This is a genomic window from Campylobacter concisus (genome assembly GCF_050447485.1).
GTDB lineage: Bacteria > Campylobacterota > Campylobacteria > Campylobacterales > Campylobacteraceae > Campylobacter_A > Campylobacter_A concisus_BQ.
Map to the genome: position 1 here is coordinate 1,123,872 of NZ_JALMFY010000001.1, position 14,042 is coordinate 1,137,913.

Below are 14,042 nucleotides of genomic sequence, written 5' to 3' on the forward strand. Positions count from 1 at the left end.
GGAGTAAAAGATGAAAAAGCTAATATTTTTTATCGCATTAGCAAGCCTTGCTTTTGGTTTTAGCTTTGACATGGATAGCAAAAATGGAGCTATCCAAAACATAAAAGAGCTAGGCCTTAAAGATACGCTCACTCTAAATTTGCAAAATGACAATGCAATAACTGGAGCTGACTACGATGAAGGCAAAAAGCAGTTCGCTCTTGTCTCAAACGACAACGAATTTTACATCGCAGATGAAAATTTAAAGCCAGTTAGCTACGCTAAACACGACCGCCATTTTATAATGGAGATGGAAGCAACAGTCGGAGCTACTTGGTACAAAAAAGAGCTTGGCATGATAAGTTACAACAAAACTTTTGTCTTCTATGAGCCAGCTAGCAACCTTAGTAAAGATGAGCAAAATAGCCAGTGGAGGCACCTATTGGCTGGATATGACGCGTGGAAGCTAAATGACCTTGGTAACAAGGGCAGATTTTCTACCATTAGATCAAAACAGCAGTACATCTTAGGCTGGGACTACCTAGAAAGTGAGAATAAATTTTTCACAGCTAGCGTGCCAAACGATGTTAGAGACTACTGGAGTGTAGCTATATTTGACGGCGACGATAAGATGATCTTAGAAGAATTTGTACCAAAAGCTGGAGCAAATTTACAGCTAAAAGAGGGTAGAAATTTAAATAACTACTACATTACCGGCATAGACGTAGAGCCTAATGCGCTCTATCTTTTAAGCAAAAATTTCTCAACTATTTTAAAGTTAAATTTGACCACCAAAGAGATAGACGAGGCATTTAGTTTTAGTGGGGTAAATAACCCAAGAGCATTAGCGATCAAAGATAATAAATTTTACATCTTCTCACGAGAAGGCAAAGAGAATAAAGTTTTTATCTTTGAGATGAAATAGCTATCAAATTTAAGGAGAAAACATGCAAAGACGTTCTTTCCTAAAAGGCACGGGAGCAGCTCTGGCAGCAGCTGGAACAGCTCCTAGCCTATTTGGTATGGAGCAATTTGAGGTGGATTTTAACCCAAAATCCTACAAGAACGAGGAAAATGTAGAGTACCACTACCTAACCTGTCCTAGAAACTGCCGTGATGCCTGTTCGATGATCGCTGAGATAAAAGACGGCAAAATGGTAAGCATAAAAGGCGATCCAAAACACCCACTAACGCAAGGCACAGTCTGCGTCAAAGGTCACACCTATGCCATGCATCTATATAATGCCGACCGCATCATGCACCCTATGAAAAGAGTCGGTAAAAAAGGCGAGGGAAAATGGGAGAAGATAAGCTGGGATCAAGCCTTAAAAGAGATAGCTGCAAAGCTAACTGAGATAAAAGAGAAATTTGGCGGCGAAGCCTTGACCGAGTTTGTCTACTCTGGCAACGAAGGACATATCTCAAAAACTATTGCACCAGGAAATTTCTTTGAAAAATATGGAGCCACAAGACTTGTTAGAAACCCTTGCGACTGGCCAAGATACGCGGGCACTCCTAGCGTTATAGGTACTGACTTCTCAAAAGATGCACTTGAGATCGATGAGAGCGATATGTATATCAGCTGGGGATCAAATGAAGCTTATACAGCCGTACACTGGATAAGATTTGCTCACCGTGTTAAAAAAAGAGGCGGAAAGATCATCGTTATAAATACAATAAGAATTCCTCTGGCAAACCAAGCTGATATGTTTATCCAGCTAAAACCATCTAGTGACCCTGCATTTTGTCTAGCGGTCTGTAAATTTTTAATAGAAGAAGATCTATATGATCATGAATTTGTGGAAAAATACACAACAGGCTTTGAAGATCTAGTGCACGAGTGCTCACTCTACACCTATGGCGAACTATCTGAGATGTGCGGAGCAAGTGTGGATCAGATCAAAGTTTTTGCCAGAGAGTACGCTCACGCAAAAGCACCAGCTATCATGCACGGCGACGGCGGACAAAGACACTTTAACGGAGCAAGACTTGTTCGTGCGGTTACATTTTTACCAGTTTTAACTGGTGCCTTGACAAAGCTTGGTGGCGGACTATTTTGGGCATACGTGCATGTAAAAGGTTGCTTTAATTTCGACAACTGCATGCCAGATCTCTCTCCAAAAGATAAAGATGGCAAAAAGATAGAAAGGCAGCAAGTAAGCTATATAGAATTTGGTAAAGGCATACAAAAAGAAAATCCAACATATCTTGACAAGCCTATAAACACAGTCATTAAAGCATGCATCAACTACAACTCAAATTTAATGGTAACAGCGCCAAATACAAATTTGATCAAAAAGCGTGTAATGGACGATGACTTCTTTTTGGTTGTAATTGATCCTTACGAAACAGATACCTGTGACTATGCTGACTATGTTCTGCCTGGTGTTACATTTATGGAGAGTGAGGATATCCAAAACGACCAAATTTCTGGATACGTCTGCTACAACGCTCAAAGTGTAAAACCTCTTGGCGAAGCTAAGACAAATTTAGAGTTCTTCAACGCTCTTGCAAAAGCGATGGGCTATACAGAAGAGTGCTTTAACTGGGATAGCGAAACGGTTTGCAGACGCTTTTTGGATACAGAATTTGCCAAAAAACAAAACATCACCTATGAAAAACTAAAATCAGTCGGCTGGATCAAGCCATTTAGAACGCCTGAAACGATGAAAGATCAGTTCCCATACTACCCTTATGCACCAAAAGACAAACTAGTCTTTGGTACAAAAAGTGGAAAATGCGAGCTTTACTCACAAACCTTTAAAGACGCAGGCTATCATCCAGTAATAGACCTTGAAACCGACTGGGACTACTATGAAAAGAGCAATAAATTTGGAAAAGACTATCTTAAGAAATATCCGCTTTATTTCATGACGCCAGGTACTCAGCTCCAAGACAACTCCAACTGGGGCAATATGCCTTATATCTTAAAAAGAGTTATCGTTAAGGGCAATGCTGAGCTATTTATGACACGTGAAGATATGGAAGCACGCGGTATAAAAAATGGAGATACAGTTGAGGCAACAAACGAAAAAGGTACAGCCGTCTTTACAGCAGTCGAGACAAATCAAATGAACCCAGGCATAGTCTATGCGTGGAACAACATCTGGGTAAAAGTGACAAAATCAAGAACTGGAGCAAATATCCTTTGCTCTGATGGCGTTAGCGATCTAGGAAATGGCTCAACTTATACAGCTAGCTTTTGTGAAGTAAAAAAAGCAGCTAAACAAGAGATGTAAAGGGGTCTAAGATGAAAAGAAAACAAGGTTTTTTATTTGATTATAACTTTTGCATAGGCTGCAAGGCTTGTGAAATTTCATGTCAAGTCTATCACAATCAAGATCCAGATATAAACTGGAGACATGTTGATGGCCTTATGATACATGAAGATGGCATAGAAAAAGAGATATTTATAACTCGCTCTTGCCATCACTGCGACGAGCCAGCCTGTATGGATGTCTGCCCAGTTGGGGCTTATATCAAGCTAGAAAATGGTGTCGTACAGCCACTTCATGATAAGTGCATAGGCTGCGGATACTGCTTGATGGCTTGCCCTTATGGCTCTATCACAAAAGGCAAAGACGGCAAGGCTCAAAAGTGCAACCTTTGTGCCGAAAAACTTGAGCGTGGCGAAGAGCCAGCTTGTGTGGCGGGCTGTCCGTGTGGAGTACTAAAACTGATTGATAGCAACGTCAGCGACAGCGCTGGTATGCAAAAAGAGATGCCAGGCTTTAAACACTTCTTTACCAAGCCAAACATCCGCTTTTATCCAAGAATGAAGCGAAATGAATTCATACATTAAAGAGTAAAAGATGGATAAGGTCAAAGAAAAGCTTAGCGTTAGCCTTAGTGTTGAAGACTTTTTAAGGCGATTTTTCTTAGTGGAGCTTAGAGAGCAAAATTTAGATGAGCTCATAGGCCTAAGCCTTAATTTTAGTGATAAATTTAAAAATCACAACTTCATACTTTGGCTAAATAAGTGTAAAGATGATCTAAATTTGCTAGACGAGCTAAGATATGAATTTAACAGGCTTTTTGTAGGGCCAAGACACCCAAAGGCCGAGCCATACGAGTCGGTTTATTTTGATTATAAAACGATGTTTGGCGAGAAGACTATGCAGGTGCGAAGCTTTTATGAGAGCTCTGGACTAAAGCTTAGTAAAGAGCAGTTTGATAAATTTCCAGATGATTTCATCGGATACGAGCTGCAATACCTTTACTTTCTAAGTTTCAATGCCTTACAAGCAGACAAAAAAGAGAAGATGGATGAAATTTTACATAAAAAATATGACTTCATCCGCACTCATCCGTTTGAGTGGTTTTATAAATTTAGCTCTCGCTGTAAGGAGACTACAAATTTAGAAGCCTATGTGAGCTTTGCTGATTTTTTAAATTTATATCTTGAAAACGAGATAGAGCAGTCAAGAGCTCTTCTAACTTTTAAGAGTTAAAGGATAGATAATGGAACAAACAACTTGGGGATGGCTCATAGTCATATATCTCTTTTTAGGTGGTTTAGGTGCTGGGGCATTTTTGTGCTCGGCTTTAGCCTATAAAGGCTTTTTGGGCAAGCTTGATGAGAAATTTTATAAATTTGGATTTTTGCTCGCGCCAATAGCGGTCATAGTTGGAACTGCACTTTTGCTATTTGACCTAGCACCAAGCGCAGCGATCAATCCATTTAAGATCATAGGTCTTTACACAAGACCAGTTTCTATAATGAGTATCGGCACATATCTTCTAACATTTTTCATAATAGTTAGCGTACTCGTGCTTTTACAAGTCAAAAAAGGTGGCAAAATTTGCGATATGATGCTTAGCTTTGGCTCTCTACTAGCACTTGGAGTGATGGGATATACTGGACTACTTTTATATGTAGTAAAAGCGATCCCACTTTGGGCAAGTATATGGCTACCGATACTATTTACTATCTCAGCCATATCAACAGGCCTTAGTGCAAACGCTATATCTGTGCTAAGTGGTGGTGGCGTTTTAAGCCATGAGTCGCATAAATTTCACACTATTTTAGTGGCACTTGAAATTTTTGCCCTCTTGATGCTATTTGCAAACGTTAGAAACGAAGCTGCTGGCATGGCTAGCATAACCAAAATAGTATCAGGCTCTCTAGCGCCGATGTTTTGGATAGGTTTTATAGTGCTTGGTCTTGCACTGCCATTAATTGGCGGCAGTAAATTTATGCTACAAAGATGTGGCGTGAATGCGGATGGCAGTGTCTGCGCGCACGGCGGCGAGGAGGTAAAAAGCTGTGTTTATAACGAATACGGCGTGCTTGTGGGCGGCTTTTGCCTAAGAGCATTTATCGTACTCGGCGCGGTTTATATATTTTAACTCCTCCTTTCTGATGCTGGTCGGATGAAAGTCCGACCTTTAAATTTTAACTTTAAATTGTGTTTTTTTCGATAGACCACCAAAAGATGCACAACATTGCATAACTCTTGACTTTAAATATTGTGGGTAAAATTTAACCACATTTGATAGATTATGATATTAAATTTGGTAGCAGACATCATAGCTCGTTAAATAGCTATTTTCTATCAAATATACAAGACTTTAATTCTTGATAAATATTCATATCTAAAGTCACTAGCTTTGATAAATTTATTTTAAAATTCTCGGGATTTATATGAGTTGGAATTGAACAAATACTTTTGATCAGCGAAAATTGTGATTTAACATCTGAGTTTATTAAATCTGTAAAACTTTTTTTATATTTAACTTCATCAAAGTTTTTTTGATTTACTGCACAATATTTTCTCAACACCTCTTCATCAAATAGGTAGTTTTCGATTTCCCACCTTTTCATTACTCTAAATCTTGCATCCTGATTAGCTAAATACTCTTGCCTCTCTTTTTCTGATACTAGCTTTCCTGAAGCCATATCTCTATCTTTAAAAACCCAAATTTCCATATTGGGAAACACCTTGCCTAATATTGCTAATGCAATGCTGCTTCTTTGATCTAATTCTGTATTTCCACCGCTAGAGACGAAAACAGTACCTGGATACTCTGCATTAAAAATATTATTTAAAACTTGAGCGTCAAGCCCTCTTTCAGAGCCATCCCTTCTAGGTTCATCTCGCCCTTCGCAATAAATAATTCTATTAGGAGCTATTAATCCGGTTAAGTCATCTAGAGCTGTACTGAAAATAGATTTCCATGTTGTTCTATTGTTTGCAACAGGGGTCAATGTTATAGCTTCTGAAGCAAATTTCATATTATCTTCAAATTGAATAACTTGACATTTCCCAGATAGCTCTTCTTGAAATGCCCGTAAAAAACCGATACTGTGAGTCGCGATCCAAATTTGCCCTTCATCGCCTATTAGTTTTTCTATCTCAATCATTAATTTTTTTTGAATCGATGTATTAATATGTAACTCAGGCTCATCTAATAGAAAGATAGAGTTTTTATATTTCTCTCTTCTTAAAAATAAATCTAATAAAATATCAACAACTTCCTTTTCTCCGGCAGAGAGACTATCAAATGAGAATGTTATATTTGAATCTGATTTTTTAAAATTTAGCGTACCGTTATTTTGTGCCACATTTCCCAAACTAACAATTTCTAAATCTAAACAGTTTTTTATAGATTGATTTAATAAGCCTATGACTTTAATCTTAGCTTCAGATGGCTTAATATCTTCTCTTTCCATAATTTGGTTATAAAATCCCAATAATCTTCTATAATTATTCTCTACTTTGCTGTCTAAATTTAATGAACAGCTCGCTCCATCGGAATTGTTTTCAATGGGGTCTGTTGCTCTAATCTCTCTAATATTTAAACTAGTGTTGTAACGATATGGGCTTCTGAATGAAAAAATAATTTTTCTATTATTCTTATAGAAATCATGATCACTATATAATATGCTATTGTTAATGATATTGCCCTCATCATCTAAATATTCAATCGATATTAATTGAAATGCATTCTTATTGTCTGTTCTGTAGAATATTTCCGGTATACTACCGCTCCCAATGTTCCCACTATAACTTCCTCCGCATGCAATAAAAGCATCCAAAACACTACTTTTACCACATCCATTAGTACCAACCAATGCGATTATTTTCGCTGGCTTATTGCCTAAATCTAAAGTTAGATCCTTAAATCTTTTAAAATCTTTTATATTTACCTTTGATATTTTCATATTCAGTCCATTTTAAAGAAGATATTAATTATTCACAAAATTGCTCAAAATTTACACCAATTCTTCCCCGAAAAATAGCTTACCGCATACTACACTGCTCCGTCTGGCTCCATGGCAACCTGCGTCCAGAGAATCTTCACCAGTGATCAGGCTTCGCGGAGTCTGCTAAATTTATGATGCCGAGTGCCGATGCCTTTTTGATGAGTCTATTTTACTCTTGCTTTTATAGCCTTTCTGACCTCTATTTTGTATGCATTTAGCGCCTAGGCTACCTTACCTGCTTTCGTCGGTGTAGAATATGCTGGCAGTTTTAGAATTTACTCTTTCATTTTTGCTACTTTTAGTAATAACATTATAACAAAATGGACTTTAAGCAACTTGGTAAAAATTATTTGGCAGATATCAGTTCGACAATGAGCGAGGGCTTAAATACTATGTTTTAGATTATTTTTAAAATAAGCCGCCCAAAAGACGGCTTAAATTTTATCTCTCAAAAACGAAAATTTTATTCACGCCGTTCTCTCTGGATGCGACGTAGAATTTGCCCTCTTTAATAGCGAGCGCATGGGCATCGCTCGTACCTTCAAAGCTATAAACCTCCACGATCTTTCTGCTACGTGGATCGAGCTTTAGGATACTTGAGTATTGCTTTGAGAGCAGATAAACAAACTCGCCTTGCGCATCCATGCCCGTGACATAGTAGTCATTTATCTCTCTGCCCTCTTTTACGCCAAGACTCTCATCAAAGCTCGGAATAAATTCTGTAGACAAAAGGTTATCGCTATCACTAAAACTAGCAATACTCCAACTTTGCTTTATGTCATCTGGCACGCTTGCTATAAAAAATTCGCCGTAGAAGCCAGAGTGATCCCAAGAGAGAATATACTGCTGTTTTGCACGAACTGTGTAGTATCGGTCCTTAAAATCAAGGCTAAATTTATCATAGCCATCATGCAAATATCTCCACGCCTTATTTGCATCATCCTTACTTTGATCTGGTATAAATTTGAAAAATTCATACGTTTTGTTATAGCTAATCAGTCCAAGAGAACCTTTAAAAAAGCTTGCACCAACCGTATCTTCCATCTGTATGATCCAATCAGGCGTGCTTCTTAGATAGCTTTTTATCTGATCTAAATTTTCATCCATAGAGTAAAGCTCAAATTTTAGAGTGCCAACCAAAAAACTTTTGCTCTCCTCATCATAGTCAAGACCTGTAACTGGATTGCTATTATTTAGTTTTAGCTCTATTTGTCCAGCTTTTTTTAAGGGAGTTAGATTTGTAACTGCACCATTTGCTGCATTTAGATCAAACTCTCCACCAAATGCCAAGCAAGTGCAAAGTGCTATTAAATTTAAAATTTTCATTCCATATCCTTACTTTGGTAAATTTGGTAGTTTTGGATTCCAGCTTTCGCGAAAATCTATCTCATGTTCATTCCAGTGATCAAGCTCCCAAAACCATTTAGAAGGATCGACGCTCATGCGAGAAGGCGTAGCCGATGCTAGATATGGTGGTGGACCAGCTGTTATAAAAGCTTGAATGCAGTTAAGTGCCATAATGACCACAAAAACAGCCACAGCTATCTTTCCCAATAAGAAATTTGGTAAAACAACTCCGTATGCGTTTTCTTCGCTATTTTGCATGATCTTGCCAACATTTTTACCAAGCATCAAAATAACACCTAAAAAGATAATGACACAAAAGTGTACGACAACAACCCAAAACTGCGTATGAGCGCCTAAAATTTCAAGCCCAAAGCCTTGCTTTATATCAAGATATCCACCGCCTGTGCCATCTAGACTATAGTGTAAAAAGCCATCATATAGCCCAAGGCACGACAAAAAGAGGATTGCGACTAGATACTTAACCTTAAAGCCGTAACGTACGACAATAAGCGCCATAAAAGAGATCGCCACCATGCAAAATCTCTCATGCCAACACATTATACAAGGGCTATCACCCATACCAAATCCAAGTATCAGACATGCAATACCAACGGGAAGTGCGATCAAAGCGATGGCAGCAGCTGCAAAGAGATTGAAAAATCTCTTTTCGTCATCACCCCAGCTTGCAAATTTTTCATTATTCATTGCCTGCTCCTAAAAATTTCCCATTGGCACAACGGCAAATTTATTTACCCATGCCATCATCACAATAAGCACAACCATTCCAGCAATACCAAACCCCATTACAGCCTGCTTTTTTTCCGGCCTAAACAATAAAAATAGACCAGCGACAAAAAACATCAAAACCATTAAAAATTCCATTTTTTATCCTTTATATGAAATTTAATATTTATTAAAATATACTACCTAATTTATAATTTTAATCTTAAAATATATTTTTTTATTATTATAAATATATTTTTTACTTAATATTTACAAATATAAAATGTATTTGTCTAAAAAAATTTAGTATAATAATACTAAATTGTACTTTTATATTAATACACCTAAGACTAATTTGAGTCAGATAGTCTAAAACTATGAAAATTATTGATTTAACAATAGTAAATTTCAATCTTTTACCAGCAAACTTTAATATTATTTGGCGGTAGAAATAATGTTTAAATTTACATTGACGAGTTGTTATCTTATTTGGTAACTGGTTTTAGACCAGCACTAATAAACACATCTTTTGAAGTTGTGTATTCGCCCGAAATATTAAGATAACACATTCAAATAAAAGGCTTTAAAATATTTATACTTACTTATAGCTGGTTAGTAATTATCAGTGATTAAAATTTTAACAAAAACAAGCATCAAAACCGTTAATAAATTATCTAAGATAGAATACTCTCCAGTCCGCCAAACCTAAAAACACAACATTAACACCTATGTTGCCAACCAATATATCCGCACCTTTAGCCAAGAAATAAAATAAGCCTGCCATTTCGTCAGCTCCCGCATCCATTCTAACAGTTTAGTGCTTTAAAGACACTCCTTTTAACATCAGGCATCACGGCCAAGCTAAAGATAGCATACTCCATATCTAGCTTATGCTCTTTTGCTCTTTTGGCTGTCTCGTGCTCTAGCTCTTGTCACCAATACTTATAGCTATACCACCACCTGCTTTTGTGTTTTTAGTCATGCATCTATTATGTCTTTTGTATTGGATTAAAATTTTGCGTCATCAAATAGTGCTTTTAGTAGGCTTTTAACCTTATAACATAAATTTACCCTACCTATATTTTACTATTTAATAAAAACATTTTTATTTAATAATTATAAAGGATCTATACGTATTACATTTTTAACCACACCAGCTAAAAAGTAATAATGATAAAAAATTTAAAACAATAAGAGAATAAAAATTTAAAAAGATAAACACCTCAATAACATAAGAACAAATATAAAAAATCTTACTACACCTAATCAATAAAAACCAATTAAAAACAAATAAGAAAGTAAAAAACCAATAATTTTATACTTAAGTAGAAAGTAACACTTACAAAAACTAGGATTAATAATATAAGAATTAAAGCAGATTAACAACAAAGCCCGCAACGACCTACTTTTCCAACATCCCAGTAAGGGAGAGTATCATCAGCCAGGACGAGCTTAGCTTCTTGGTTCGAGATGGAGCAAGGCGTTTCCTCGTCTGTATAGTCACGGGCAGTGTTAAATAAAAGATATAATAGCTAAATCTCTTATTTAACACTACTAGATAAAGTTAAAAGTCATAAACAAAGTTTTATAAAAACATATCTTATTAAGTTTTTATCCTTAACAAGGAAGTGATGCTTATTAAAAGATAAGCAGACGAGCTATTAGTACTGGTCAGCTAAAGGACTTTCATCCATTACACACCCAGCCTATCAAACACATAGTCTATATGAGCTCTTAAAAGAAGATTCATCTTGGAGTTGGCTTCCTGCTTAGATGCTTTCAGCAGTTATCACATCCCAACATAGCTACCGAGCGGTGCCCTTGGCAGGACAACTCGTACACCAGTGGTTGGTTCGACCCGGTCCTCTCGTACTAGGGTCAACTCTCCTCAATCTTCTTACGCCCACGGCAGATAGGGACCGAACTGTCTCACGACGTTCTGAACCCAGCTCGCGTACCGCTTTAAATGGCGAACAGCCATACCCTTGGGACCTGCTCCAGCCCCAGGATGCGATGAGCCGACATCGAGGTGCCAAACCTCCCCGTCGATGTGAGCTCTTGGGGGAGATCAGCCTGTTATCCCCGGGGTACCTTTTATCCTTTGAGCGATGGCCCTTCCACACAGAACCACCGGATCACTAAGACCGACTTTCGTCTCTGCTTGACTTGTATGTCTCGCAGTTAAGCTGGCTTATGCCTTTATACTCTACGAACGATTTCCAACCGTTCTGAGCCAACCTTTGTAAGCCTCCGTTACATTTTGGGAGGCGACCGCCCCAGTCAAACTACCCACCAGACATTGTCCTACTTGAGGATAACTCAAGCTAGTTAGCTATCAGAATAAAAAAGAGCGGTATCTCAACAATGGCTCACCATAAACTGGCGTCTATGGATCAAAGCCTCCCGCCTATCCTGCACATTTTTATCCCAATAGCAGTGTCAAGCTGTAGTAAAGGTCCACGGGGTCTTTCCGTCTTGCCGCGGGTAGGAGGAATTTTCACCTCCACTACAATTTCACTGGATCCCTCTTCGAGACAGCTCCCATCTCGTTACGCCATTCATGCAGGTCGATATTTAATCGACAAGGAATTTCGCTACCTTAGGACCGTTATAGTTACGGCCGCCGTTTACTCGGGCTTCGATCAAACGCTTCGCAGAGCTAACGTCATCAATTAACCTTCGAGCACCGGGCAGGCGTCACACCCTATACATCCTCTTACGAGTTAGCAGAGTGCTGTGTTTTTGGTAAACAGTCGGGAGGGACTCTTTGTTGTAACCTTCAATGCTTACGGAGTAAATCCTTCACAAAGTTAGGCACACCTTATACCGAAGATACGGTGCTATTTTGCAGAGTTCCTTGAAGAGAGTTCTTCCACGCGCCTTAGAATACTCATCCCACCCACCTGTGTCGGTTTACGGTACGGGCAACTATAACTAAACTTAGAAACTTTTCTTGGCTCGACAGTATCAAGGATTTACGATTCATTCCGAAGAACTTCACGCACCTGTAAGGCCTCGGCTTAAAGGAGCTCGGATTTGCCTGAACTCCAACCTGCACCTTTCGACCAGCACTACCATCCGCTGGCTCCTCTAACTCTAAGCGTCCTTCCATCGCACATTATAGTTGGCATTGGAATATTAACCAATTTTCCATCGCATACCCCTTTCGGACTTTGCTTAGGACCCGGCTAACCCTACGATGACGAGCATCGCGTAGGAAACCTTGGGTTTACGGCGTTGGGGATTCTCACCCCAATTATCGCTACTCATGCCTGCATGCTCACTTGTATTCGCTCCAGCACTCCTTACCGGTATACCTTCAATGCAAATACAACGCTCTCCTACCACTTAGTAAAACTAAGTCTAAAGCTTCGGTACTCATTTTAGCCCCGTTATATTTTCCGCGCAGAATCACTAGACCAGTGAGCTATTACGCTTTCTTTAAAGGATGGCTGCTTCTAAGCCAACCTCCTGGTTGTTTAAGTAACTCCACATCGTTTTCCACTTAAATGAGATTTAGGGACCTTAGCTGTTAGTCTGGGTTGTTCCCCTCTCGACGACGGATTTTATCACTCGCCGCCTGACTGCCATGATTACACACTAGGTATTCGGAGTTTGATAGGGTTTGGTACATTGGTGTATGCCCTAGCCCATTCAGTGCTCTACCCCCTAGTGTTACTACATGACGCTATACCTAAATATATTTCGGAGAGAACCAGCTATCACGATGTTTGATTGGCCTTTCACCCCTATCCACAAGTCATCCCATAGCTTTTCAACGCTAGCGGGTTCGGTCCTCCACCGGCTCTTACACCGGTTTCAACCTGCTCATGGATAGATCACATCGTTTCGGGTCTGCAACGTCTGACTAAACGCCCTATTAAGACTCGCTTTCGCTACGGCTCCGGGTTTCCTTAACCTCGCCAGACATCACAACTCGCAGGCTCATTATGCAAAAGGCAGTCCATCACCCTGATAAATCATAGGGCTCTGAATGATTGTAAGCAAATGGTTTCAGGTTCTATTTCACTCTGATCACCTCAGTTCTTTTCACCTTTCCCTCACGGTACTTGTGCACTATCGGTCTAGTAGTAGTATTTAGGGTTGGATAGTGGTCTACCCAGCTTCAGACAGAATATCACGTGTTCCGCCCTACTCAGGATACTGCTAAGTAAAACAAAGCTTTCATATACGGGGGTATCACCCTCTGTGCCTAACCTTTCCAGGTTGTTCTATTAGCTAAGTTTAGTCTATATTGCAGTCCTACAACCCCACTAGTAAACTAGTGGTTTGCCCTCTTACGCGTTCGCTCGCCGCTACTAGCGTAATCTCTTTTGATTTCTTTTCCTGAGGGTACTAAGATGTTTCAATTCCCCTCGTTCGCTCCGTTATACGGTAACTAATATCTCTATTAGTTGGGTTGCCCCATTCAGAAATTCCCGGATCAAAGCCCCTTGACGGCTCCCCGAGACTTATCGCAGCCTGGCACGTCTTTCATCGCCTCTACTAGCCAAGGCATCCACCACTTGCTCTTTGTAGCTTACCTTTTCTATATTAGATTATTCTAATTCGCATCACTTCCTTGTTAAAGATAACTTTATGTTACTACATTTAAATTCTAGCTCTCAAGACGGAAAGCATTGACTACTATTTAGATAAGTTTTAAATCCTAAATAGATTGTGATGTCAAACTTTTGCATTAAATGCAAAGAGAATAGAAATTTAAATCTTTAACAAGTCCTGTAAAATTGTTTTTAAAACTTGCTTGTGACTATTAACAATATTA

At 38.8% G+C, this 14,042-nt stretch carries 9 protein-coding genes and 2 rRNA genes; 5 read left to right on the forward strand and 6 right to left on the reverse strand.

From position 1 onward, the window contains the following. Positions 1-10: 10 nt before the first annotated feature. From MTT29_RS05685 to nrfD, 5 genes are read left to right on the forward strand one after another with little or no spacing between them, the layout of a single operon-like run. Entirely contained in the window at positions 11-904 is an 894-nt protein-coding gene (locus tag MTT29_RS05685) for a hypothetical protein (RefSeq protein ID WP_429800032.1), read from the forward strand. A 22-nt stretch (positions 905-926) separates the two neighbouring features. Then, positions 927-3,218, forward strand: coding sequence for a molybdopterin-containing oxidoreductase family protein (locus MTT29_RS05690; protein ID WP_087583578.1), 2,292 nt, complete (start codon positions 927-929; stop codon positions 3,216-3,218). An 11-nt stretch (positions 3,219-3,229) separates the two neighbouring features. After that, complete coding sequence (locus tag MTT29_RS05695) at positions 3,230-3,781, forward strand: 4Fe-4S dicluster domain-containing protein (RefSeq protein ID WP_103566085.1); 552 nt, start codon at positions 3,230-3,232, stop codon at positions 3,779-3,781. Positions 3,782-3,791: 10 nt separating this feature from the next. Beyond that, the gene (locus MTT29_RS05700) at positions 3,792-4,430 is read left to right on the forward strand and encodes a TorD/DmsD family molecular chaperone (protein ID WP_429800033.1); all 639 of its coding nucleotides are present in this window, start codon (positions 3,792-3,794) and stop codon (positions 4,428-4,430) included. Between the two features lie 10 nt (positions 4,431-4,440). Further along, positions 4,441-5,328 carry an NrfD/PsrC family molybdoenzyme membrane anchor subunit gene (nrfD, locus tag MTT29_RS05705; RefSeq protein WP_429800034.1) on the forward strand — a complete coding sequence of 296 codons (888 nt, stop codon included), beginning with the start codon at positions 4,441-4,443 and terminating at the stop codon, positions 5,326-5,328. A gap of 196 nt (positions 5,329-5,524) precedes the next feature. Here the strand turns inward: nrfD and MTT29_RS05710 are convergent, their stop codons facing one another. From MTT29_RS05710 to MTT29_RS05735, 6 genes are all read right to left on the reverse strand, one after another. Then, positions 5,525-7,144 carry an AAA family ATPase gene (locus MTT29_RS05710; protein ID WP_429800035.1) on the reverse strand — a complete coding sequence of 540 codons (1,620 nt, stop codon included), beginning with the start codon at positions 7,142-7,144 and terminating at the stop codon, positions 5,525-5,527. Between the two features lie 483 nt (positions 7,145-7,627). Then, entirely contained in the window at positions 7,628-8,512 is an 885-nt protein-coding gene (locus MTT29_RS05715) for a hypothetical protein (RefSeq protein WP_429800036.1), read from the reverse strand. A gap of 9 nt (positions 8,513-8,521) precedes the next feature. Beyond that, entirely contained in the window at positions 8,522-9,238 is a 717-nt protein-coding gene (locus MTT29_RS05720) for a disulfide bond formation protein B (RefSeq protein WP_429800037.1), read from the reverse strand. Positions 9,239-9,247: 9 nt separating this feature from the next. Continuing rightward, positions 9,248-9,415: a hypothetical protein gene (locus tag MTT29_RS05725; protein WP_429800038.1), complete on the reverse strand. Its 168-nt coding sequence runs from the start codon at positions 9,413-9,415 to the stop codon at positions 9,248-9,250. Between the two features lie 1,230 nt (positions 9,416-10,645). Continuing rightward, a 5S ribosomal RNA gene (gene rrf / locus MTT29_RS05730) occupies positions 10,646-10,764 on the reverse strand. Positions 10,765-10,897: 133 nt separating this feature from the next. Beyond that, positions 10,898-13,802, reverse strand: a 23S ribosomal RNA gene (locus MTT29_RS05735). Between the last annotated feature and the right edge of the window lie 240 nt (positions 13,803-14,042).

Bases quoted from the DNA above. Each gene is read 5' to 3' on its own strand.
- MTT29_RS05685 (WP_429800032.1), top strand. From the start codon at position 11: ATGAAAAAGCTAATATTTTTTATCGCATTAGCAAGCCTTGCTTTTGGT.
- MTT29_RS05690 (WP_087583578.1), top strand. From the start codon at position 927: ATGCAAAGACGTTCTTTCCTAAAAGGCACGGGAGCAGCTCTGGCAGCA.
- MTT29_RS05695 (WP_103566085.1), top strand. From the start codon at position 3,230: ATGAAAAGAAAACAAGGTTTTTTATTTGATTATAACTTTTGCATAGGC.
- MTT29_RS05700 (WP_429800033.1), top strand. From the start codon at position 3,792: ATGGATAAGGTCAAAGAAAAGCTTAGCGTTAGCCTTAGTGTTGAAGAC.
- nrfD (WP_429800034.1), top strand. From the start codon at position 4,441: ATGGAACAAACAACTTGGGGATGGCTCATAGTCATATATCTCTTTTTA.
- MTT29_RS05710 (WP_429800035.1), bottom strand. From the start codon at position 7,144: ATGAAAATATCAAAGGTAAATATAAAAGATTTTAAAAGATTTAAGGAT.
- MTT29_RS05715 (WP_429800036.1), bottom strand. From the start codon at position 8,512: ATGAAAATTTTAAATTTAATAGCACTTTGCACTTGCTTGGCATTTGGT.
- MTT29_RS05720 (WP_429800037.1), bottom strand. From the start codon at position 9,238: ATGAATAATGAAAAATTTGCAAGCTGGGGTGATGACGAAAAGAGATTT.
- MTT29_RS05725 (WP_429800038.1), bottom strand. From the start codon at position 9,415: ATGGAATTTTTAATGGTTTTGATGTTTTTTGTCGCTGGTCTATTTTTA.